The sequence below is a fragment of the Halomonas sp. OfavH-34-E genome, from assembly GCF_024124525.1.
GTDB lineage: Bacteria > Pseudomonadota > Gammaproteobacteria > Pseudomonadales > Halomonadaceae > Halomonas > Halomonas litopenaei.
Genome location: NZ_JAMXRY010000029.1, coordinates 43,334 through 64,474, shown reverse-complemented (window position 1 = coordinate 64,474; position 21,141 = coordinate 43,334). Strand labels below are relative to the sequence as shown.

23 protein-coding genes are annotated in these 21,141 nt (G+C 65.4%); 11 read left to right on the top strand and 12 right to left on the bottom strand.

Annotation, left to right across the window (positions count from 1 at the left end; all coding sequences use genetic code 11):
• Positions 1-103 precede the first annotated feature (103 nt).
• The 3 genes from NH448_RS13880 to NH448_RS13870 form a co-directional block, all read right to left on the bottom strand.
• Positions 104-664, bottom strand: coding sequence for a TRAP transporter small permease subunit (locus NH448_RS13880; RefSeq protein WP_253028901.1), 561 nt, complete (start codon positions 662-664; stop codon positions 104-106).
• 187 nt (positions 665-851) lie between these two features.
• Positions 852-1,892 carry a TRAP transporter substrate-binding protein gene (locus NH448_RS13875; protein ID WP_045995057.1) on the bottom strand — a complete coding sequence of 347 codons (1,041 nt, stop codon included), beginning with the start codon at positions 1,890-1,892 and terminating at the stop codon, positions 852-854.
• Positions 1,893-1,899: 7 nt separating this feature from the next.
• Positions 1,900-2,700 carry a FadR/GntR family transcriptional regulator gene (locus tag NH448_RS13870; protein WP_045995058.1) on the bottom strand — a complete coding sequence of 267 codons (801 nt, stop codon included), beginning with the start codon at positions 2,698-2,700 and terminating at the stop codon, positions 1,900-1,902.
• A gap of 388 nt (positions 2,701-3,088) precedes the next feature.
• On the opposite strand from NH448_RS13870, the gene NH448_RS13865 reads away from it, so the two are divergent.
• Positions 3,089-4,090: an NADP-dependent oxidoreductase gene (locus NH448_RS13865; protein ID WP_253028900.1), complete on the top strand. Its 1,002-nt coding sequence runs from the start codon at positions 3,089-3,091 to the stop codon at positions 4,088-4,090.
• A gap of 89 nt (positions 4,091-4,179) precedes the next feature.
• Here the strand turns inward: NH448_RS13865 and NH448_RS13860 are convergent, their stop codons facing one another.
• Positions 4,180-5,103, bottom strand: coding sequence for a DMT family transporter (locus NH448_RS13860; protein ID WP_124803971.1), 924 nt, complete (start codon positions 5,101-5,103; stop codon positions 4,180-4,182).
• Between the two features lie 164 nt (positions 5,104-5,267).
• On the opposite strand from NH448_RS13860, the gene NH448_RS13855 reads away from it, so the two are divergent.
• From NH448_RS13855 to NH448_RS13845, 3 genes are all read left to right on the top strand, one after another.
• Complete coding sequence (locus NH448_RS13855; RefSeq protein WP_197037138.1) at positions 5,268-5,756, top strand: Lrp/AsnC family transcriptional regulator; 489 nt, start codon at positions 5,268-5,270, stop codon at positions 5,754-5,756.
• Between the two features lie 190 nt (positions 5,757-5,946).
• Positions 5,947-6,627 carry a DsbA family protein gene (locus tag NH448_RS13850; RefSeq protein WP_045995061.1) on the top strand — a complete coding sequence of 227 codons (681 nt, stop codon included), beginning with the start codon at positions 5,947-5,949 and terminating at the stop codon, positions 6,625-6,627.
• Positions 6,624-7,538 (top strand): complex I NDUFA9 subunit family protein, encoded by a 915-nt coding sequence (locus NH448_RS13845; RefSeq protein WP_045995062.1) that lies wholly within the window; start codon positions 6,624-6,626, stop codon positions 7,536-7,538. The genes NH448_RS13850 and NH448_RS13845 overlap by 4 nt, the downstream gene beginning before the upstream one ends.
• Positions 7,539-7,603: 65 nt before the next feature.
• Here NH448_RS13845 and gloA read toward each other — a convergent pair whose 3' ends face one another.
• From gloA to NH448_RS13830, 3 genes are all read right to left on the bottom strand, one after another.
• Positions 7,604-8,146, bottom strand: a complete 543-nt coding sequence (gene gloA / locus NH448_RS13840; protein WP_045995063.1) for a lactoylglutathione lyase — start codon at positions 8,144-8,146, stop codon at positions 7,604-7,606.
• Positions 8,147-8,189: 43 nt separating this feature from the next.
• Entirely contained in the window at positions 8,190-9,773 is a 1,584-nt protein-coding gene (locus NH448_RS13835; RefSeq protein ID WP_157033148.1) for a GMC family oxidoreductase, read from the bottom strand.
• 124 nt (positions 9,774-9,897) lie between these two features.
• Positions 9,898-10,464: a tat (twin-arginine translocation) pathway signal sequence gene (locus NH448_RS13830; protein WP_045995064.1), complete on the bottom strand. Its 567-nt coding sequence runs from the start codon at positions 10,462-10,464 to the stop codon at positions 9,898-9,900.
• 213 nt (positions 10,465-10,677) lie between these two features.
• Between NH448_RS13830 and NH448_RS13825 the strand changes: the two genes are divergently transcribed.
• Together NH448_RS13825 and NH448_RS13820 are read left to right on the top strand one after the other, a co-directional pair.
• Complete coding sequence (locus NH448_RS13825) at positions 10,678-11,046, top strand: ribbon-helix-helix domain-containing protein (RefSeq protein ID WP_083970678.1); 369 nt, start codon at positions 10,678-10,680, stop codon at positions 11,044-11,046.
• A 216-nt stretch (positions 11,047-11,262) separates the two neighbouring features.
• Positions 11,263-12,771, top strand: a complete 1,509-nt coding sequence (locus NH448_RS13820) for a sodium:alanine symporter family protein (RefSeq protein ID WP_045995065.1) — start codon at positions 11,263-11,265, stop codon at positions 12,769-12,771.
• 143 nt (positions 12,772-12,914) lie between these two features.
• Here the strand turns inward: NH448_RS13820 and NH448_RS13815 are convergent, their stop codons facing one another.
• The gene (locus tag NH448_RS13815; RefSeq protein ID WP_045995066.1) at positions 12,915-13,832 is read right to left on the bottom strand and encodes a LysR substrate-binding domain-containing protein; all 918 of its coding nucleotides are present in this window, start codon (positions 13,830-13,832) and stop codon (positions 12,915-12,917) included.
• 152 nt (positions 13,833-13,984) lie between these two features.
• Between NH448_RS13815 and NH448_RS13810 the strand changes: the two genes are divergently transcribed.
• The 3 genes from NH448_RS13810 (at position 13,985) to NH448_RS13800 (ending at position 16,691) form a co-directional block, all read left to right on the top strand.
• Positions 13,985-14,869: a pirin family protein gene (locus tag NH448_RS13810; protein WP_045995067.1), complete on the top strand. Its 885-nt coding sequence runs from the start codon at positions 13,985-13,987 to the stop codon at positions 14,867-14,869.
• A gap of 158 nt (positions 14,870-15,027) precedes the next feature.
• Complete coding sequence (gene ycaC / locus NH448_RS13805) at positions 15,028-15,651, top strand: isochorismate family cysteine hydrolase YcaC (protein WP_253028899.1); 624 nt, start codon at positions 15,028-15,030, stop codon at positions 15,649-15,651.
• A gap of 101 nt (positions 15,652-15,752) precedes the next feature.
• The gene (locus NH448_RS13800) at positions 15,753-16,691 is read left to right on the top strand and encodes a pirin family protein (RefSeq protein ID WP_045995069.1); all 939 of its coding nucleotides are present in this window, start codon (positions 15,753-15,755) and stop codon (positions 16,689-16,691) included.
• A gap of 27 nt (positions 16,692-16,718) precedes the next feature.
• On the opposite strand, the gene NH448_RS13795 is transcribed toward NH448_RS13800, so the two are convergent.
• Entirely contained in the window at positions 16,719-17,057 is a 339-nt protein-coding gene (locus tag NH448_RS13795; RefSeq protein WP_045995070.1) for a hypothetical protein, read from the bottom strand.
• Positions 17,058-17,204: 147 nt separating this feature from the next.
• On the opposite strand from NH448_RS13795, the gene NH448_RS13790 reads away from it, so the two are divergent.
• Positions 17,205-17,789, top strand: coding sequence for an NAD(P)H-dependent oxidoreductase (locus NH448_RS13790; RefSeq protein ID WP_253028898.1), 585 nt, complete (start codon positions 17,205-17,207; stop codon positions 17,787-17,789).
• A 76-nt stretch (positions 17,790-17,865) separates the two neighbouring features.
• On the opposite strand, the gene NH448_RS13785 is transcribed toward NH448_RS13790, so the two are convergent.
• On the bottom strand, positions 17,866-18,255 hold the full coding sequence (locus NH448_RS13785; protein WP_045995072.1) for an MAPEG family protein: 390 nt from the start codon (positions 18,253-18,255) through the stop codon (positions 17,866-17,868).
• A gap of 125 nt (positions 18,256-18,380) precedes the next feature.
• Here NH448_RS13785 and NH448_RS13780 point away from each other — a divergent pair, with 125 nt between their 5' ends.
• A complete protein-coding gene (locus NH448_RS13780; RefSeq protein ID WP_052704551.1) occupies positions 18,381-18,986 on the top strand; it encodes a cytochrome b/b6 domain-containing protein in 606 nt (201 codons plus the stop codon).
• A 96-nt stretch (positions 18,987-19,082) separates the two neighbouring features.
• On the opposite strand, the gene NH448_RS13775 is transcribed toward NH448_RS13780, so the two are convergent.
• Positions 19,083-20,573 carry a sodium:solute symporter family protein gene (locus NH448_RS13775; RefSeq protein ID WP_045995073.1) on the bottom strand — a complete coding sequence of 497 codons (1,491 nt, stop codon included), beginning with the start codon at positions 20,571-20,573 and terminating at the stop codon, positions 19,083-19,085.
• A gap of 168 nt (positions 20,574-20,741) precedes the next feature.
• A complete protein-coding gene (locus tag NH448_RS13770; protein ID WP_045995074.1) occupies positions 20,742-21,134 on the bottom strand; it encodes a RidA family protein in 393 nt (130 codons plus the stop codon).
• Between the last annotated feature and the right edge of the window lie 7 nt (positions 21,135-21,141).

Below are 21,141 nucleotides of genomic sequence, written 5' to 3'. Positions count from 1 at the left end.
AAGGCCAGCGCCACCAGGCCGGTGATAAAGGCCAGCGGCAGGCCGGTGACCAGCAGCGCGAAGATGGCGCCGACCAGCAGCAGGGTTCCGTCTGCGATGCTCATCAGTCAGCGCCTCCTTCGGGTGCGTCGGGGGCGGGCTTGCCCTTGATCGACTGGATCAGGTGAATCAGCGCCTGGACGCACATGATCGCCACCGCGGCGAGGATCATGCCCTTGACCAGGGCGGGGAACGGCGGGTTCCAGGAGGTGCCGGAGCGCTCCAGTTGCCACTCGCCGAGGGGGTTGTGGGAGGCGCCATAGAACATCACCCAGGCGGCGTAGGTCATGCCCAGGCAGAAGCCGAAGGTGACCAGGTCATTGAAGCGATCGAGCCACAGCCGGAACCTCGGGCCCACGGCGTCGTAGAGCACCTTGACCCGGATATGGCGGTTGGAGGCCAGCGCGGCCGGGCCGCCGAGACAGAAGCTGACCGCCACCAGCATGACCACGGTCTCGTGGACCCAGGAGGTGGGCGCGCCGAAGCCATAGCGCATGATCACCTCATAGACGCTGATGGCCATGGCGATGAACACCAGCCAGGCGGCGAACTGGGCCACCCGAACCACGCCACGGTCGAACCGACTGCGCACCACATCGGGGGCACGCTCGGGCGTCTTGTCCATTGACGGATCGGGTGATGGGTCGGGCCCAGGCCCTGCACGTGTCTCGTCACTCATGAGACATCCTCGACATTGATGTATCGCGACGCCCGTGATCTATCGCCCCAACGGGCGCGGACATCGCAAGATGAAAAGGAGGGGGCGGTGCCTCGGCACCGCCCCGGGTTCCACTGGCGTACGCCAGCGAGGCTTACAGCAGGTTGTGGTTCTCGAGGTAGGCCACCACGGACTCGTAGAATTCCTGGGTGATCTCGTTCTTCTCGGCCCAGTTCTCCCACTCCTGCTTGGCGATATTGCGGAACGCCACGCGCTCCTCCTGCGGCAGGTCGATGATCTCGATATCCGGGTTCTGGCGGGCCTCGCGCACGGCTTCCATGTCGCGGGTCTTGAGCTCGGCCACCATCTCGTAGGCCAGGGCGTCGACCGAGGTCTCGAGGATGCCCTTCAGGTCATCGGAGAGGCTGTCCCAGACGTCCTTGTTGAGCGACACCGCCACCATCGGCAGCGAGTGGAAGCCCGGGTACAGCGGGTACGGCGCGAACTCGTGCAGCCCCTGGGCCTGGTTGGTGGCGAACACGGTGTAGTCGGCGGCGTCGATGACGCCCTTCTCGAGGCCGGTATAGACCTCGGAGCCCGGCAGGTTGACCGGAGTCGCGCCGGCGGCCTCGAAGATGTTGTAGACCATGCCCTCGGGTGCACGCAGCTTGAGACCCTGCATGTCGTCGATGGAGCGCACCGGCTTGGTCGACGGCAGCGACTCGAGGCCGGTGGCGGCGGCGCCGATCAGGTGGACGCCGTAAGGTTCGACCAGCTTGTTGTAGAGCTCTTCGCCACCGGCGTTGTTCATGTAGTCGAGGAAGTCGTAGGGATCGCTCCAGGCGCCTACCAGGTTGCCGATCATGCCGAAGGCCGGGTTCTGGCCGGTGAAGTAGCTCGGGTCGGTCAGGTGGCCCTGAAGAATGCCGGACTGCACGGCCTGCAGGGTCTGGTTGGCCTGGACCACGGCGTTGACCGGCAGGATCTCGATGGAGATGCGGCCGTTGGACATGGTCTCGACGTTGTCGGCCCAGGCCTTCTTCATCTCGAACTGCGGCTCACCCGCGGTCTCGGAGGTCTGGAAGGTCCACTCGTACTCGGCCGCCTGGGCAGAGGTCGCCGTTGTCGCGAGGATCGCCGCGCCCAACGTCGTGAGCGCGAAACCAGAGAACTTGAGCTTGGTGCTTGCCATCATGGGAATCTCATCCTTCTTGTTGGCGAGTTGCAGGGAATTCGGGAGCGTCGAAGGTGGTCTCGATCGTGGCGGGCGACCTTGTCACCCCTTCAAGACCCAGGTCCTGCCCGGTGCGCTCCAGTACCGCGAGAGCCGCTCGGGCGGCTTCCTGCGGCTGGCGAAGCCGGATCGCCTCCATCACCCGGCGGTGACGATCCATGCTGTCGTTGAGCCTGTCGGCGCTGTGGTTGGAGCGTTCCACCAGCAGCGCGATGGCGGGTTTGAGAACGTGGCTGATCTGGGCCCACACCAGATTGTGCGATGCGGTAAAGATCGCCTCATGAAAGGCCACGTCATACTCGTCGTGGCTCTTGCCATCAAAGCGTAGATCATCGTTGGCCAGCGCTTCGATCATGCCCTCATAGGCCGTCTCGATGGCCAGCAGATCGGCGGCGGTGGCGTGCTCGGCGGCGAGACGGGCGACAAAGGGCTCCACCGCCACGCGAAAGGCGAAGACTTCGCGCTGGATCACCGGATTGGGATGGGCAAAGCGCGCCAGCCAGCCACTGACTCTGGGGTCCAGCAGGTGCCAGCCCTCCAGCGGTTGTACCCGAGATCCCTGGCCCGAGATTCGCGTGATCATGCCCGCCGCCACCAGCACCTGCAGCGCACTGCGCACGGTGGAGCGACTGACTTCGAAGCGCTCGCACAGATCCACTTCCCTGGGCAGGAAGTCCCCCGGCGCATACTCACCGGCGAAGATCGCCTCGGCCAGGGCATCGGCGATGTCCGGGCGCGCGCGACGCGTGGAAGTGGAACTTGCCGACATGGAGCCATCCATACAGGGAACGAGAGAAATCGGACATGTAGCGCCGTGTGTCGGACGGTGCTACAGGCTATGTCCGACATAGCTTGACGAAAACGTGTTTCAAACGCCTTTAGACTTTAGTCATGATTGGGTGGCGCCCTGCCGCCACGCCCTGTCCATGGCGCTCCTCGGGGAACCTCGCTGATTCGGCACAGTCGTAGTGAATAGACCTCGGACCCAGGAAGACAATCGCCCCCTTTACGAAACAGACCGACTGGTCTATTGTGGCGACCGTACACCTATCGATGATCACGGAGCGAGGCGTGAATCCGAGCGACCCTCGGCCACGCTTCGCACTCTCCGGAACGACAGCCAATCGACTTCCGGTTCATCACGCAAAGGAGGCATGATGCAGTCGAACTACTACACCATCAGCGAGTATCCCACCGGCACCCCCAGCCAGGACGTCTTCAAGCTCAAGCAGCAGGAACTGCCGGCGCTGGCTGACGGTGAAGTGCGCATCCGCAATCGCTGGCTGTCGGTGGACCCCTACATGCGTGGGCGCATGAGCGGTGTCACCACCTATATCGAACCCTTCGAACTCGAGGCACCGCTGGAAGGAGCCGCCGTCGGCGAGGTCATCGAATCCGGTGACGATCGTTTCAAGGTGGGTGACAAGGTCAGCCACATGGGTGGCTGGCGAGACGTGGCCCAACTGCCCGCCGACGGCGTGACCGCCCTGCCCGATCTGGACGTGCCGGAACAGGCCTACCTGGGCGTGCTGGGCATGCCGGGGATGACCGCCTGGACCGGCCTGAATGCCATCGCCGAGATGCAGCAGGGTGACAATGTGCTGGTCAGCGCCGCCAGCGGCGCGGTGGGCTCTCTGGCGGTACAGCTGGCGAAGGCCAAGGGTGGTGTTGTGGTCGGCCTGGCCGGCAGCCAGAAGAAGCGCGACTGGCTCGAGTCCCAGGGCGTGATCGCGGTGGACTACCGCGACAAGGACGCCGCCACCCTCAGCGAGGATCTGGCCAAGGCCTGCCCGGACGGTTTCGATGTCTACTACGAGAACGTCGGCGGTGTCTGCCTGGAAGCCGCGCTGAACAACCTCAGGGTCGGCGCCCGCATCGCCGTGTGCGGCATGATTTCCCGCTACAACGATGAAGGCCCGGCACCGGGACCGGCCAACCTGGCGATGATCCTGATTCGCCGAGCGCGCATGCAGGGCTTTATCGTGTTCGAGCACTGGGACAACTACCCGGCCTTTCTCAAGGACGTCGGTCCCAAGGTCGCGGCCGGCGAGATCGACTACCAGGAGACCGTGCGCGAGGGCCTCGAGGCCACGCCGGAAGCCTTCCTCGACCTATTCAAGGGGGCCAACACCGGCAAGATGCTGGTGCGCCTGGGCTGATTGCTGATTGCCCTTGCTGGACGATTGACCCAGACACCGCCTACGGGCGGTGTCTCTGGTTCAGCACTGCTCGAATGACCGCCGCGCCATCAACGGCCACGGCTGGCAATCATCACGCCGGACACCACCATCAGCATGCCCACCGCCGTGACCCCACCGATCGTCTCGTCCAGCGCCCACCAGGCCAGCGCCGTGGCCGCCACCGGGGTAAGCGAGCCCAGCGCCGAGGTCGCCTCGGCCCCCAGCCGTCGAATCGCCACGCCCATCAGCAGGCCAGACCCCAGCCCCACCAGGATGCCCTGCACCACCAACTGCACCAGCCACTCCTTCGTGGGCACCAGATGCAGGGACAGCCCCCCCGCCCCGCTCGCCTCGAGCCCGATCACCGTCAGCACAATGACCAGTCCACTGGGCACCGTGACCACCGCCGTGGCCTCGAGCGCCGACAGACCGCTCTGACGCACGCTGAGGGTGAACACCGCCCACATCACGCTGGACAGCAGGAACATGCCCTGCCCCAGCAGCAGGCTCTGCGAGCCCTGTCCCCCGGACGCCAGCAGGCAGACGACGCCGAGTCCGATGGCGACCAGGCCGGCGGCACGCCCCCGCGACAACGGCTGAGCGAAGACCCAAACCGCCAGGGTACTGACGAACAGCGGCGCTGCCCCGGGGATCAGGGTGCTGCCGTGGGCCACCGGGGCCAGCCCCATGCCCACCGCCCCCAGCAGGAAGAAGGGTATGCCGGCGCCGGCCATCATGCCGACCAGCCACACCGGGTTGACCGCCAGCAGACGCTGGCGCCGACGCAGCGCCAACGGCAGCAGCGCCAGGCCAGGCACGGCGTAGCGAAACAGGGTCAGGTCGAGCGTTCCCAGTGGTGACAGCGCCCCTTGGCGCAGCGACAGGAAGTAGCACGACCAGATCAGCACCGCCCCCAGTGCAGCGGCGACCCCCAACAGGGCGCGCCGGGGAGAGGCGACAAGCGGTGCCACCTGGGTCAAGGAAGACGACATGAAAGAACTCCGTGAGGTTCGATGGGCGCCTGAACGAGCCCCCTGCTGACCCTCAGTCTGCCGCCAACGGTCGGGCAAATGCAGGCAAAGACAACGACGCGCTGGACCCATATTGGCAGGACATGCCAATATTTTTCTTCGACCCGCAAGATTGAGCCAATCCGTTGAAAAAACTGGACCGTATCGATCGCCATCTGCTCGCCCTGCTCCAGCAGGATGCACGACTCACCAGCCACCAACTGGCCGAGCGGGTGGGGCTGTCGCCGTCACCCTGCGCCAGGCGCATACGCCGGCTGGAGCAACAGCGGCTGATCCAGCGCTACCGCGCCGAGCTGGACCGCGAACGCCTGGGGCTGGGGCTGACGGTGTTCGTCCACGTCAAGCTCAGCCGCCACCAGGACGCCCTGGTGGAAGCCTTCGAAGCCGCCGTGGCAGACATGCCCGAAGTCATCGAGTGCCACACCGTGTCCGGCGCCTTCGACTATCTGCTGCAGATCGTCAGCGCCGACCTGAAAGGCTACGAGCGCTGGGTGCGACAGCTGCAGACCCTGCCCATGGTCAATACCGTGGATTCGAGCTTTGCCATCCGTGCCGTCAAGCGCGCCGGCGCCCTGGATCTGCGCGACGCCCGTCCAACTGACGACGATTCGTAAGGCTCCACACGAGGATCCGCTGCACAGCCCCACCAGGCAGACGTCGCCTCAGCCGGTGATCACGGCTGACGCAGCTTCGCCAGCATCGAGCCTAGCTGACGTCGGCGCTTCACTTCGGCGTCATCAATCGTCAAGCTAGGGTCGATCCCATTGCCGTCCGGGCCCACGTACCGCCACCCAGGAGAGTTGCATGCCGACCCCGCCCGCTCCCCCACGCCTGACCCTGGAGGTCTTCAGCGATCTGCGCTGCCCGTTCTGCTACCTGGAGTTGCCCGAACTGGAGGCGCTGGAAGACAGGTTCGGTCATGACATCCGCGTCGTCTGGCGCCCCTTCGAGCTGCGCCCCGAGCCGGAACCTGCCCTCGATCCCCACTGCGACTACCTGAACGAGCTGTGGCGAGACGCGGTGCTGCCGATGGCTCAGGAGCGAGGTCTGAGCATGCGCCAGCCGAACATCCAACCACGCTCGCGTCTGGCCCTGGAAACGCTGGCCTGGGCCGAGCGCCGCTATCGCGACACCCCGTCAGCCAGCCAGGTCGCTGCGCTGCGAAAGGCCCTGTTCAGCGGCTTCTTCGAAGATAGCCTGGACCTGTCGGATCCCGGCGCCCTGGCCGAGATCGCCAATCAACTGGGGCTGGACGGCGCGGCACTCGAAGCGAGTCTTGCCGCCGGTGAAGACCGCGAGGCGGTACAAGCTTCCCGCGAGGAAGGTCAGGCGCTGGGGGTTCACGGTGTTCCGGCGCTGCGCTTTCTGGTCGACGGCGAACACGCCGGCATCCTGTCCGGCGCCCAACCCAGGCGCCAGCTCTTTCTGGCGGTGGAACGCCTGCAGGATGCCCTGCGCCAGCATGAGGGCAAAAGGACGTCATGAGTGACCGCACACGTCCGGTGGTGGTGATCGGTGGCACCGGCTTTGTCGGTGCTGCCGTCGTGCGCGAGCTCTACTTCGCGGGCCATGCGGTCCGCGTGGTGGCCCGCCACCCGAGACTTCCGGAAGAGGTGGAAGACGGCGATCCGGTCGAGGCGATCCAGGCGGATATCGAGGATCCGGAGAGCCTCAAGGCGGCCCTTGAGGGGGCCAGCGCGGTGATCAATGCGGTCAGCCTCTACCGCGAGAGTGGCAAGCGCAGCTTCGAGCAGGTGCATGTCGAGGGCGCCGCCAGGCTGGCGCGGCTCGCCCGGGAGGCGGGCATCGATCGCTATGTGCTGCTGTCCGGCATCGGCGCCCGGCTCGATTCGCCCTCGCCCTACGTGCGCGCCAGGGCGAGAGGCGAACAGGCGGTGATGGGCGAGATACCGCGTGCGGTCATCGTTCGCCCCAGCGCCCTCTATGGCCAGCAGTCAGGCCTGGTGGCGACCCTGGCAAGGCTGGTGAAGATGCCCCTGGTGCCGCTGTTTGGCGCCGGAGAGATGCGCCTGCAACCGCTCCACGTGGGTGATCTGGCCAGCGCCCTGGCACGCCTGGCCACCCGGGCGAGCCTGCCCAGGGCACTTTACGAACTGGGCGGGCCCGACCCGCTGCGCTACCGCGATCTGGTCACCCAAGTGGCGCGACACCTCGGCAGAGAGCCCAGGTTCATCAAGGTCCCCCTGCCCCTGTGGCACGCCCTGGCAATGGCCCTTTCGCCCTTGCCCTCGCCGCCGCTGACCCGCGATACCCTGTGGCTGATCAGCGAGGACAACCTGGTCGCCAACGGCGTCGGCAGCTTCGCCGACCTGGGCCTCAATCCGCGCAGCCTGCGTGACAGCCTGCCGCACTGCCTGCCAACGCAGGCGGGCTGAGTCCGACGGACGGGCCGCGATGGCCCCGACCCGATGCCGCCGGGACTTGGCGTTAGATAACCGCTTCAGGCGTCGCCCATGTTCGCCATCAGGCTCGGCTGCACCACCTCGATCCAGTAGCCGTCCGGGTCCTTGACGAAGACCACGTCCTTCAGCTTGCCCTGCTCGGGGCGCTTGATGAACTCGACGTCGTTTTCATCGAACCAGGCCACCGCCGCGTGCAGATCCGGCACCGCAAAGCAGATATGACCAAAGCCCTGGGGCTCGGCGTTGCCGTCGTGGTAGATCCGCCCTTCCTGCTCCTCGCTGCCCCAGTTGTGGGTAAACTCGAGCAGTCCGCGCTGCTGAAAGGTCCAGGTGGAGCGGGCGGCGGCGTCCTCGGGAACCTGATCATCCGCCTCGAGGTTGGCGAGAAAGTACAGCGAGAACTGCATTTCCTCGAAGTCCAGGCGCCTCAGCACGCTCATGCCGAAGACCCGCGAATAGAACGCCAGGGACACCTCGGGATCCTTGACCCTCAGCATGCTGTGATTGAGGCGAAAACCGCGCGTGGCCTCGGGGGCCGGCTCCACGCCGGGGTGCTGTTCGCCTTGGAAATTGTCGTGCATCTCGGTCTCCTTGGATGAGGGGTCGATTGTCGTTCAGGGGTCGTCAGATCGCCTGCTCGGCCATCTGCTGCGCGATATATTCTGCCTGACGCAGGGCCAGCGAGACGATGGTCAGGGTCGGGTTTTCCGACGCCGAGGTGGTGAACTGACTGCCATCGGAGATGAACAGGTTCGCCACCTCATGGGTCTGGCCGTAGCCGTTGCAGACGCCGTCCTCGGGGCGCTCGCTCATGCGGCAGGTACCCAGGTTGTGGGTCGAGGGATAGGGCGGCACCTCGTAGACATCCCGCGCCCCCACCGATTCGTACAGCGCCTTGCCCTGCTGATACCCGTGCTGCCTCATGGCCACGTCGTTGGGGTGATCGTCGTAGTGCACGTTGGCCACCGGCAGGCCGAAACGATCGGTCACCTCCGGGTTCAGGGTGATGCGGTTGCTGGCCTGGGGCAGATCCTCCCCCACCAGCCACATCCCGGCCATATGATCATACTGGTCCATCGCGCCGGCGAAACGCTCGCCCCAGGCGCCGGGATCGAGGAAGGCAGCCATGAACGGCAGCCCCAGCGACAGCGTCTCCATCTCGTAGCCACCGACAAAGCCCCGCGACGGATCATGGCGCGCCTCATCGGAGATGATGCCGGCCATGGTGGTGCCGCGATACATGTGCACCGGCTCGTCGAAGGTGGCGTAGACCGACCCCGTCATATGGCGCATGTAGTAGCGTCCGACCTTGTCTGCCCCATTGGCAAGCCCCTTGGGGAAACGACTGCTCATGGAATTCAACAACAGCCGCGGCGTCTCGATGGAGTTGCCGGCCACCGCCACCACCCGGGCCTTCTGTCGCTGTTCGCGGCCCTCGCTATCAAAGTAGACCACCGCCTTGGCACGACCCTCGTCGTCATGCTCGATACGCGCCACATGCGACTCGGGCCGCAGCTCCAGGTGTCCGGTGGCGATGCCTCTGGGCAGCTCGGTATAGAGCGTCGACCACTTGGCCTGGGTCTTGCAGCCCTGGAAGCAGAAGCCGCGCTGCTGGCAGGGCGCCCGGCCATCGCGGATCTCGCTGTTGATGGCCATATGGCCGGTGTTGCAGGAATAGCCGAGCTTCTGCGCCCCGGCGTACATCACCTTGAAATTGTTGTTGCCCGGCAGCCCCTTGTTGTCGTGGGTGCGGGTCACCCCCATGCGCGCCTCGGCACGATCGTACCAGGGTGCCAGTTCCTCGTAGGACAGCGGCCAGTCGAGCAGGTCAGCGCCGTCCACCGCGCCATAGTGGCTCAGCGCTTCGAACTCGTGGGGCTGGATGCGCAGGCTGGCACCGGCCCAGTGCACCGTGGTGCCGCCCACCGACTTGACGATCCAGGCCGGCAGGTTGGGAAAGTCCCGTGCCAGCCGCCAGCTTCCCGACGTGGTCCTCGGGTCCAGCCAGGAAAGCTGGTTGAAGGCACCCCACTCGTCGGCCAGAAAGTCCGAGGTGGTGTGCAGCTTGCCCGCTTCCAGTACCACCACGTCGATGCCCTGCTGGGCCAGTTCGTTCGCCAGGGTGCCTCCACCGGCCCCCGAGCCGATCACTACCACCACACTGTCATCGTCCAGCGCAAAGGTCTTCTGACTGTCGGTCATGGCCATGACGACGTCTCCTCATCGGTCCGTATTGTTCGTTGTTGTCTGTTGTTATCTGTAGCTGGCTGTTGTTGTCCGTGGCTGTGGCCAGCTCGCAACGACGCTCGTCTCACCCGGCGCCGCGACAGCGTCAGCCCGGTACTTCATGGGGCAGGTAGCCGCCCTCGGGCCGGGGCGGATCCGGCAGCCAGTCCAGGTCATTGAAGCCCTTCGTCAGGTAGCCGGGATTGCCCGCCTCACCCTCGTAGCCGAAGTGGGCGTAGGCCAGATCGTTGTCATAGAGCGAGACGACGGCGTCGCCGCGCACCAGTTCGAAGAATGGCGAGCCGGCCCGCGCTTCCAGCAAGGCGAAACGCTCGCTCGGCGACAGCGATAGCCAATCACCACCCGCCTCACGGTCGAGCACATCGATACCTTCGGCTACCAGGGCCGCGACCTGGGGATCGGCGGCCTTGGTGTCCAGACTCTTGACCACCAGGGCGTAGACCGCGTCTTCAAGGTCTGGGTGAGGGAAGATGTGACGCGTCATCGCCAGCAGCACCTGGCCCTGGCGACTGGTCAGGGTTTCAAGGGACATGGCCCAGCTACGACTGGGCGCCAGCAGGGCGATGGGACCGGAGGCCATCGCCAGTGTGCCCATCAGCACACCACCGCTGGCCTTGAGAAAGACACGACGAGAAAAAGCGCTACCCTTCATAGCAGGACTCCTTGCCCCAGGCCGTAGAATTCAGATTCGACAAGCGCCACATGCGACACTGCGTCTCTCCAAAGCCTATGTCGCCTCCGCCTACGGCGGGTAACACTGGGGTACTACGTCGACCATGGTCTAATGCTCCTTGACGCAAGAGCCAGGCAGGGTCAGAAGACGGCATCATCGATAACGACCGGACGCCAGCGAGAGGACCACGCCATGTGCCATATGTACGCCTCCACCGACCCTGCCAAGTACGAGTGCACCACCCGTTCCATCCGCCTGCAGGGCTCGGTGACCAGCGTCAGACTGGAAAACGAGTTCTGGGATATCCTCAACGAGATCGCCGCCGGCCAGAATCTGACCACGGTTCAGTTCATCAGCGAGCTGCATCAGGAGGTGATCGAGATCCGGGGTGAGGTGCCTAACCTGGCATCGCTGTTGCGGGTGGCCTGCGCCATCCACCAGCAGAATGCCATTCAGGAGAATGTCATCCAGGGGAATGCCGCCCAACAGAATGTCGCCCAACAGAATGCCGCCCAACCCGCTGTCGAACGCCTGTCTCGGGCATCGCTGGGCATAAACTGAAACGGCGCCGGGTAAAGGGGCTCACCGACACCTCGTTCGGCCTCACATGTCTGGCCTGAGGCGCCATTGAGAACAGCACCTTTCTTGATGCGACTAAAGTCTATATCTTTTTTCTCGAAAACTACGCCTTATCTCAATCTTTTCTCTACGCTCCTTGTCATACGCGGCAATTCGTGAAGAATGGCCTCCGCATTCCTACCCAATGGACAATTTGACATGGATTCCATCGCCACCTGGTTCAACGATGCCGTCTCCGTCGGCAACGGCCTGATCTGGGGTAAACTGCTCGTTTACCTGTTGATCGGCGCCGGTCTCTACTTCACCGTCATGACCCGCGGCATCCAGTTCCGCTTCTTCGGCCATATGTTCGCCCTGCTCAAGGGATCCCGTGATGGCGGCGAGGGCATTTCCTCCTTCCAGGCCCTGTCCACCAGCCTGGCGGCCCGCGTGGGTACCGGCAATCTGGCGGGTGTCGCCGTGGCCATCTATCTGGGCGGCCCCGGCGCCATCTTCTGGATGTGGATGACCGCGCTGGTCGGCATGGCCACCAGCTTCGTCGAGTCCACCCTGGCCCAGGCCTACAAGGTCGACCACGGCGACAAGACCTTCCGCGGCGGCCCGGCCCGCTACATCGAGCGCGGGCTCGGTCAGCGCTGGATGGCCATCGCCTTCTCGATCTGTCTGATCATCGCCTTCGGTCTCGCCTTCAACAGCGTCCAGGCCAACTCCATCGCCCAGGCCATGGAGCAGGCATTCAACATCCCGACCTGGATCGTCGGCATCGCCCTGCTGGTGGGGGTTACCCCGATCATCTTCGGCGGCCTGCGCTCCATCGCCAAGGTGGCGGAGCTGATCGTGCCGCTGATGGCACTGCTCTACCTGATCCTCGCTCTGGTGGTGGTGGCGCTGAATATCGATGAGCTGCCGAGCGCCATCGCGTTGATCTTCAACAGTGCCTTTGGCCTCGAAGAAGCCGCCGGCGGTGCCGTCGGCTACGCCGTGGCCCAGGCCATGATGCAGGGCATCAAGCGCGGCCTGTTCTCCAACGAGGCCGGCATGGGTTCCGCCCCGAACGTGGCCGCCACCGCCAGCACCCGACCGAACCATCCGGCGGCCCAGGGCTTTATCCAGATGCTCGGCGTGTTCTTCGACACCCTGGTGATCTGTACCGCCACCGCCGCGGTGATCATCCTGTCGGAGCCGGCGCTGCAGAGCGGTGATGCGCCCAACGGCATCCAGCTGACCCAGGTCGCGCTGTCCGAGCACGTGGGTGACTGGGGCGGCATGTTCGTGGCCATCGCCATCCTGCTGTTCGCCTTCACCTCGCTGATCGCCAACTACTCCTACGGTGAATCCAACATCGAGTACCTGGCGGGCTCGCGTCGCTCTGCGGGCGCGGTGTTCATCTATCGCCTGGCGGTGCTGGCGATGATCATGATCGGCTCGATCGCCCAGCTCGGCACCATCTGGAACTTCGCCGACCTGTCCATGGGCATGATGGCACTGATCAACCTGACCGCCATCCTGCTGCTCTCGCCGCTGGCCTTCGCCCTGTTCCGCGACTACGAGCGTCAGCTCAAGGCCGGCCAGGAGCCGACCTTCAACCCGGACGAGTTCCCCAAGCTCAAGGGCAAGGTGGACCCGAGCGCCTGGCCGAGCTTGAGCAACAAGGCCTCGCAGGCCTCCTCCTCTGAAGCGCCCAAGGGCAGCGGAAAGGACGCCTGATCAGGCGCTGGACCAGCAAGACCGCAGGGGCCGCTTGAGCCCCGGCACCAACAACGCCACGGCCCATGCCGTGGCGTTGTCGTTTCCGACGGCCGGACACGGGCCGTCTCGTCAGGCCAGGCACCGTTGCGCCCCGATCGTCCCTACGCCCTGGGCAGCGGCGCGTCCTCCTCGTCCAGGGCACCGTCGAGAAAGTCGAGCAGTGCCCGTACCGACGGTAACTGTCCGCGGCGGCTGGGGTAGACCGCGTGGATCAGTCCGGCCCGAGGCTCCCAGCCCGGCAACACGTCCACCAGACGCCCGGCGCACAGATCGGCGCCCGCGGCCACCAACGGCAAGCGTGCCACCCCCTGGCCATCGAGCACCGCCCGGTGCAAGAGCCCCACGTCGTCGGTCACCAGCCGAGGCCGATGCTCGATGATTCGCTCCTCGCCGCCGGGACCGTCCAGGCGCCAGCGATGGCGCCGGTCCGGTTCCTCGAAGTCGAGACTGGGCCAATCGCTCAAGGCTTGCGGCGCTTCCGGCATCCCCAGGCGCGCCACCAGATCCGGTGATGCCAGCAGCCGCTGGGGGCTGCGCGACAGCCTGCGCATCACCAGTTCGCTGTCTTCCAGCGGCGGATAGCGTACCCGGATCGCCAGATCGAAACCTTCTCGCACCACGTCGACGCGGCGACTGGTCGCCACCACGTCCAGGTCGATGCGGGGGCAGCGACGCAGGAACTCGGAAAACAGCGGCGTGAACAAGGTGGCGAGAAGGCTCGGCGGACAGCTCAGGCGAATGCGCCCGCGCGGTTCGGCCTGGTGGCGCTCGACCACCTCCACCGCCGCCTCGGCCTGCCACAGCATGGCCTGGCAATGCTGATAGAAGGCCTGGCCCAGTTCCGTGACCACAAACTGACGGGTGGAACGCTGAATCAGGCGGGTATCGAGGCGTGCCTCCAGCGCCGCGATACGTCGGCTGAGCCGTGACTTGGGCAGCCCCAGGGCGCGGCCCGCCGGAGCAAAACCGCCGTGGTCCACCACCTTGACGAAATAGAAGAAGTCGTTGAGATCCTGCACGGCTCGGGTCCTGTCGAGGGTGATTAAGCGCACCATCGTTCCACATATGCAACGATGCGTCCGAATTTTGCCTACTACCGCCTACATCGTCTCGATTCTATGCTGTCACCATGACGGATCGCCAACGATCCTTCCATGACAGGAGGTGTCCCATGAAGACCATCAACGCCGTACACGCTGCCCCTCGCGGTCACTGGGTGGGCGACGGCTTCCCGGTGCGCTCGCTGTTCAGCTACGACCGCCTTGGCGCCGAGCGCATCAGCCCCTTTCTGCTGCTGGACCACGCCGGGCCTCACCACTTCGCGCCCAGCGAGCAAAAGCGTGGCGTCGGCGTGCACCCCCATCGGGGCTTCGAGACGGTGACCTTCGTGCATCGCGGCGAGGTCAGCCACCGCGATTCCTCCGGCGGGGGCGGCACCATCGGCCCGGGCGACGTTCAGTGGATGACCGCAGGCGACGGCATCCTCCACGAGGAGTTTCACTCCGAGGACTTCACTCGCCAGGGCGGCGACCTGGAGATGGTCCAGCTGTGGGTCAATCTGCCGGCGCGCCACAAGACGACCCCGGCGGCCTACCAGAAGCTGACCCGTGACGAGATCCCGGTGGTGACACTGCCGGGCGAGGCGGGCCAGCTCAGGGTGGTGGCCGGCGAGTACCTGGAGACACGTGGCCCGGCGCGGACCTTTACCCCGATCAACGCCTGGAAGCTGGCATTGAACGAGGACGCTGAAACGACCTTGTCGCTACCCAACGGGCACACTAGCCTTCTGGTAGTGCTCGACGGCACCCTGCTGGTACAGGATCAGGAGGTCGTGCGCGGTGGCAGCGTGGTCGAGCTGTCCCGCGATGGCGAGACGCTGGCCCTGGCCGCCAACACCGCCGCCCGGCTGCTGGTGCTGACCGGTGAACCGATCGACGAGCCGGTGGTAGGTCATGGCCCCTTCGTGATGAACAGCGAGGCCGAGATCCACGCCTCCATCGACGCATTTCGGCGTGGCCGGTTTGGCCGACTCGATACCCAGAGTGTCGGCAGCTAGAAACAGGTTGCTGGCGGCTAGGCGTCTGCCCCTGCCGACTCACCCCTTCTCAATGCTTGGCAACTTCCCGGCGGCAGTCGCCGCCGGGACCCCACCTCCAGGCTGGATGCCGGAGGCATCTCCCAAGGAAGGTTTCCCCTGACAGGAGGAGAAACCCCATGACTCGCCCCTATGTTCGTCTCGACAAGGATGACGTCACCGTACTATTGGTCGACCACCAGGCCGGCCTCTTGTCGCTGGTGCGCGACTTCGAGCCCGACGCCTTCAAGAACAACGTGCTGGCCCTGGCCGACATGGCGAAGTTCTTCGAGCTGCCGACCATCCTGACTACCAGCTTCGAGGACGGCCCCAACGGCCCCATGGTCCCCGAACTCAAGGAGATGTTCCCGGACGCCCCCTATATCGCTCGCCCCGGCCAGATCAACGCCTGGGACAACGAGGAATTCGTCGCCGCCATCGAGAAGACGGGACGCAAGCAGCTGCTGATCGCCGGAGTGGTCACCGAGGTCTGCGTGGCCTTTCCGGTGCTGTCGGCCATCGAGGCCGGCTACGACGTCTTCGTCGTCACCGACGCCTCCGGCACCTTCAACCCGGTGACCCGCGAGGCCGCCTGGGATCGCATGAGCCAGGCCGGCGCCCAGTTGATGACATGGTTCGGGGTGGGTGGCGAGCTGCATCGCGACTGGCGCAACGACATCGAAGGCTTCGGTGGCCTGTTGGCGTCCCACCTGCCGGCCTACGCCAACCTGATGCAGAGCTATTCGCAGCAGACCCAAGGGTGAGCTTCAGGCCTGGGCGTACTGCGCCCAGGTCTTGTTCTTTCTGTCGATCCCAGCCAGGTACAGCCAAACCAGGTCTAGCCATAACCGCCCAGGAGGCCACCATGAGCCTGCACGAAACGCCCCATCGCCCATCATCTTCTTTGGACTGCCCGGTGGTCGATGGACGCCGTTGTATCCAGCGCATCGGTTCCCGGGAGGCCGACGTCGGCGGCCTGCCGATCCACCGCGTACTGCCCACCCGCGAGCGCCGCCTGATCGGCGCCTGGTGCTTTCTCGACCACGCCGGCCCCAGCATCCTGCGCGAGGGCCAGGCCATGCGGGTCGGCCCCCACCCCCACACCAGCCTGCAGACCTTCACCTGGATGCTTTCCGGCGAGGTCCACCACCGGGATAGCCTGGGCAGCGACCAGGTGATCCGACCGGGTGAGGTCAACCTGATGACCGCCGGCCACGGCATCAGCCATACCGAAGAGAGCCTGGCGGAAACCGACAGCCTGCACGCCGCCCAGCTATGGATCGCCCTGCCCCAGGACAAGGCCGACACCGCGCCACGCTTTGATCACTACGCCGAGCTGCCGCGCTGGCGCCGCGACGGCGCCGACTTCACCCTGCTGATCGGTGAAGCCGAAGGCCACCACGCCCCCACCCTGAGCTTTTCGCCGCTGGTGGGACTCGACGTTCAGGCCAGTGACACCACGAAGCTGGCGGTGCCCCTGCGTCCTGACTTCGAATACGGCGTGCTGGTGCTGGAAGGCGGCCTCGAGCTGGATGACGAGGCCTTCGCGGTGGACGAGCTGGGGTATCTCGGACGTGGGCGAGACAGCCTCGAGATGTCGCTGTCGGCGGGCAGCCGGATCCTGTTGATCGGCGGCGAGCCGATGCAGGACGAGATCCTGATCTGGTGGAACTTCGTTGGCCATTCGCGGGAAGCGATCATCCAGGCCCAGCACGATTGGGAAGCCGCCAGCGAGCGCTTTGGTGACATCCCCCAGTGGCAGGGAGCACGCCTGGAGGCGCCACCGCTGCCCTGGTCTTCCTGAAGGCCGCCTTGCCGACAGGCAAGGCATTCATCCAGACACCTTGTCCTCCTGCGCGTTCAGGCTGGCCCACCAGTCGGCGTAGGAGCTGTTGTGGGGTGCGCGTCCGGACTCATCCTCGGCGCCGTCGGACCACCACACCGGGCCACGCTCGCCCAGCGCCTCCTTGGCTGCCTGGACCTGGCGGCGCGCGGCCTTGAGCGCGTCGTCATCGTCGACCTTGTTGGCCTCCTTGACCGCGCGTCGGGCCGCCATCAGCGCCTTGACGTGGCGCTTGCGGGTGTCCTCGTCCAGGCCGGGATCGGTGCAGCGCCAGAGACGATTGCGGGCAACAAAGTAGCGCCCATCCGGCGTTGTGGGGTACTTCACATCGTCCTCCTTCTGCCATCTTGATGCGATATGTTGCAGGATGAATGCACAAGATCGGCGTTGGCAATGGCTGACAGAGCGTGCGCCATTGGCTATTGGTCCATGCCTTGCCCTTTTGCACTTCCGTTCACACCGCAGGAGAACCCCATGAGCGATACCCGCCCCCGTATCCTGGTCTTTGCCGGCAGCGCCCGGGAGGATTCCTTCAACAAGCGTCTGGCCAGACTGATGGCACAGCGCATCGACGCCCTTGGTGGTCAGGCCACCTTTGTCGACCTGCGTGACTTTCCCATGCCGATCTACGACGGCGACCTGGAGGCCGGCGAGGGTCTTCCCGAGCACGCCAGCCGCCTCAAGCGGATGTTCATGGAGCATCAGGGCCTCGCCATCGCCTCCCCGGAGTACAACGGCTTCATCACACCGCTTCTGAAGAACACCATCGACTGGGTCTCGCGCCCCGACGGCGACCTGAGCGCCCTAGAGCCCTACCAGCACAAGGTGGCGGCCATCGTCGGCGCCTCACCCGGCGGGCTGGGCGGGCTACGCGCCCTGCCGCTGCTGCGTCAGCTCTTGAGCAACATCGGCGTCACGGTACTGCCGGACCAGCTTGCAGTAGGCGGCGCCGGCAGCGCCTTCCATGAAGACGGCAGCCTGGCCGACGAAGGCAAGGCCAAGGCGCTGGACAACATTTGCCAGCGCCTGGTCACCACCCTGGCGCAGTCGTCACAATGACCGTCGTCGGCCCCTGACGGTCAAAGGGCTGAACGCCGGCGGACAACCGCCCGCCACCGGTCTCGTTTCAGGGCGGCTACCACAACGCTCCGATCATGATCGTCAGACACGCCAGCATGCCGATGGCGAAGACGATGGAGCGGGTCCACTGCCAGTTCAGGGCGTAGGCCAGCGGGTGGAGCAGACGTGAGGTGAGAAAGACCAGCGCCGGCACGTCGAGGCTTTCAAGCTCCACCCCTGCGCCGATGGCCACCACCGCGGTGGTGGCGTAGATGATCAGCGCCTCCCAGGCGTTGGACTGGGCCGCCTGCAGCCGCGCACCGACGCCTTCAAGACGCGCCTGCTGGGCACGCGGCTGGCGATTGTCCAGGTGGCCGAACTGGCGCACACGCCAGGCGGCGCCGATCCAGGCCAGCAGGATCGGCAGCAGGGAGGCAACAAAGAGGGTGACGAGAAAGATCGACATGGGAGGCTCCGAGGGCGAATTGTCCCCAGCATGGCACAGGGAATGGCTGACAGGCGAAGGGCCAGGCGTCAGCATGGCGGTAGTTGCCTGACACCGGGCAATACCGCATCCCCGAGGTTTCCTTCATGCCAGCGAGCCGAGCCCACGACGTCAACCACGCCCCCGATGTCCACCCTGCCCGTCATGCCGTGACCAGCCGCGCCCTGCACGCCTCGCTGGCGTTGACCATCGGTCTTCTCTACCTCACTGCTTACGGGCGCAAGTGGGTGAACACCCAGCTCGAGTCGGCCAACTGGTACCTGCTGGTGGTCCACGTCAACCTGGGGCTTTTGAGTGTGGCGCTGTCGCTCGGGCTGCTGGCGGCCCACCTGTGGCTGCCGCAGCCGCCACCCCTGGGTCTGCCACGGGTGACTCGCCTCGCCCACTGTGGCCTGCTCGCCGTGCTCCTGGCGCTGCCCGTGGCGGCCTATATCGGTACCGGCTTCGACCTCAGGGTGCTGGGCCAGTGGACACTGCCCGCGTTTCAGCGCCTGCCATTGGCAGACTCGCTCGCGGCCCTGCTCGAGGTGCCGTTGATCACCCTGATGGAGCCGTTTGGCCGCTTTCATCGGGACTGGGGCGCCGATCTGCTGCTGCCTTGCCTGCTTGGTGGCCATATCGTGGCAGCACTGTTTCACCATCTTGTGTTGAAGGACGGCGCCCTTGGCCGAATATGGTCACTGCGCCGTTGAGCGGCGCCCCATGCTCCTCGCCACCGCGGCAGACATGCGAAGAAGCCCGCGCAGTCACCTGCGCGGGCTTTTGTGCTTCGGCCTGGAGAGCGGTCTTCAGGCCTTGGCGGGCCCCTTGCGCAGCGGCACGTCCGGCACCGCCTCCATGCGCTCGCGCTCTTCGGTGATCAGCTCGAGTGCCTGGTCTTCGCTGAGCTCGGAAGCCGGGGTAAACAGACTGACCACAATACCGGCGGCCATGGCCAGGCCCACCGCCGGGATGCTCGGGTTGCCCCAGTACTCACTCCAGCTCTCCACCGAGATGACCGTCAGCGAGGTGGCGGACGCCACCACCAGCGAGGCAATCGCGCCCTGCCAGTTGTAGCGCGGCCAGAAGCGGCCCAGCACGCCGCACACGAACATGCCCGCCAGCACGGTCGCCACCATCTTGGTGATGTAGGCGATCACGTTGTCGGAGGTCAGGGCGAAGGCCAGCGCCAGGCCAATGGTGCCCACCAGGCCGACCCGCGACAGCATGACCACACTCTTGGCCGACGGCGCGCGGCCCTTGACCAGCACGTAGAGATCGCGGATCAGGGTGGTGACACCGGCGATGGCGTCACTGCTGGCGCTGGACATGGTCGCCGACAGACCGGCCACCAGCAGCAGCAGGCCCAGCCACAGCGGCAGTACTTCGGTGGCCAGATACGGGAAGGCGAAGTTGCTGTTTTCCAGGTTGGGGTTGAGGGCGTAGGTCGCCATGCCGATGATCGCCGGCACGATGGAGAACAGCATGTAAAGGCAGCCGGTCACCAGGAAGGAGCGGCGCACCGAGCCCACCGAGGCGCCGGAGTAGATGCGCTGGCGGAAGGACGGGGTCGCCAGCACGCCGACGGCGATCACCGTAATCAGCGACAGGGCGGGCACCAGGCCGACCTTGTCGATGGCCAGGAAGCTGGTCGCCGCGGCGTCCATGGAGGCGGTCATCTCGGAGAAGCCGCCCACCTCGACCACGGCCACCGCCGCCATCAAAAAGAAGCCGACAAACAGCACGATGGCCTGCACGGTGTCGGTCCAGACCACCGCCATGTAGCCGCCGATGACGCAGTAGACACCGAAGCCCAGGGCCACCACCATCTTGGCCTGCCAGGCGGGGATATCCGCCATCCACGCCAGATACAGGCCGCCACCGAGGATATGGGCGCCGAGCCAGCCGATACAGGCGACGTAGATGAACAATGCCACGACATTGCGCACCAGGCGGTTGGCCCCGACGTAGAACGACAACTCTTCGCTCATGGTCATGAAGCGGTAGCGGCGCACACCGGCGAAACACAGCGCCAGCAGCAGCACCCCGATCGAACCACCCAGACCATAGAGTGCGCCGCCCCAGCCGTTGGCGTAGCCGAAGCCTACCGCCCCCATGCTGGAACCTGTTCCCACCATGGTGGCCACGGTGGTACCGATGGTCAGGAATATCGGTACGCTGCGCCCGCCAAGGAGGAAGTCATCGCCGGTGCCGCGATCGTTCCGCGACATCCACCAGCCGAAGCCGATCATCAGGACGATGTAGACGCAAAAGGTAGCAAGGAAAAGATGACTGTTCATACAGACCTCTTATACTTGTCGTCTCGGTCGTTGCCGCGATCGAGACAGTGAACGTGAACGTTTGCTGTGCCTGGCGTCGGGTCCTTGCCGGGATCCGGCGCCTTCCTGTCGCTACGATGCGGGCATCCCTGCCCCGGTCGAGTTGCCGCTCGACGCAATATCCCTGGTTTAAGCGCGGTCGGCGCGGTAGCAGGTCAGGTCCACCTCGACCTTGCAGTCCACCACCAGATCCTGAACGCTGCAGATGCGCGCCGGCGGGTGATCCTTGAAGTACTCGGCGAACACCTTGTTGAACGACTGGAAGTAGCGCGAGTCAGTCAGCACGGCGGTGACGTGGACCACGTCCTCGATGTCGTAGCCCGCCTCGCGGGCGATGGTCAGGGCATTCTCGAAGGCCAGTCGGCTCTGCTCGACGATGCCGCCTTCCACCACTTCTCCATCGGTCATCGGGGTCTGACCGGACACCTTCAGCCAGCCGCCGGCTTCCACCGCGCGGGAGAAGGGAAGTTTCTGACCGCCGGTACCGACGCCGCCTTCGGCGCCATAACGCTTGATCGTCATGTCAATG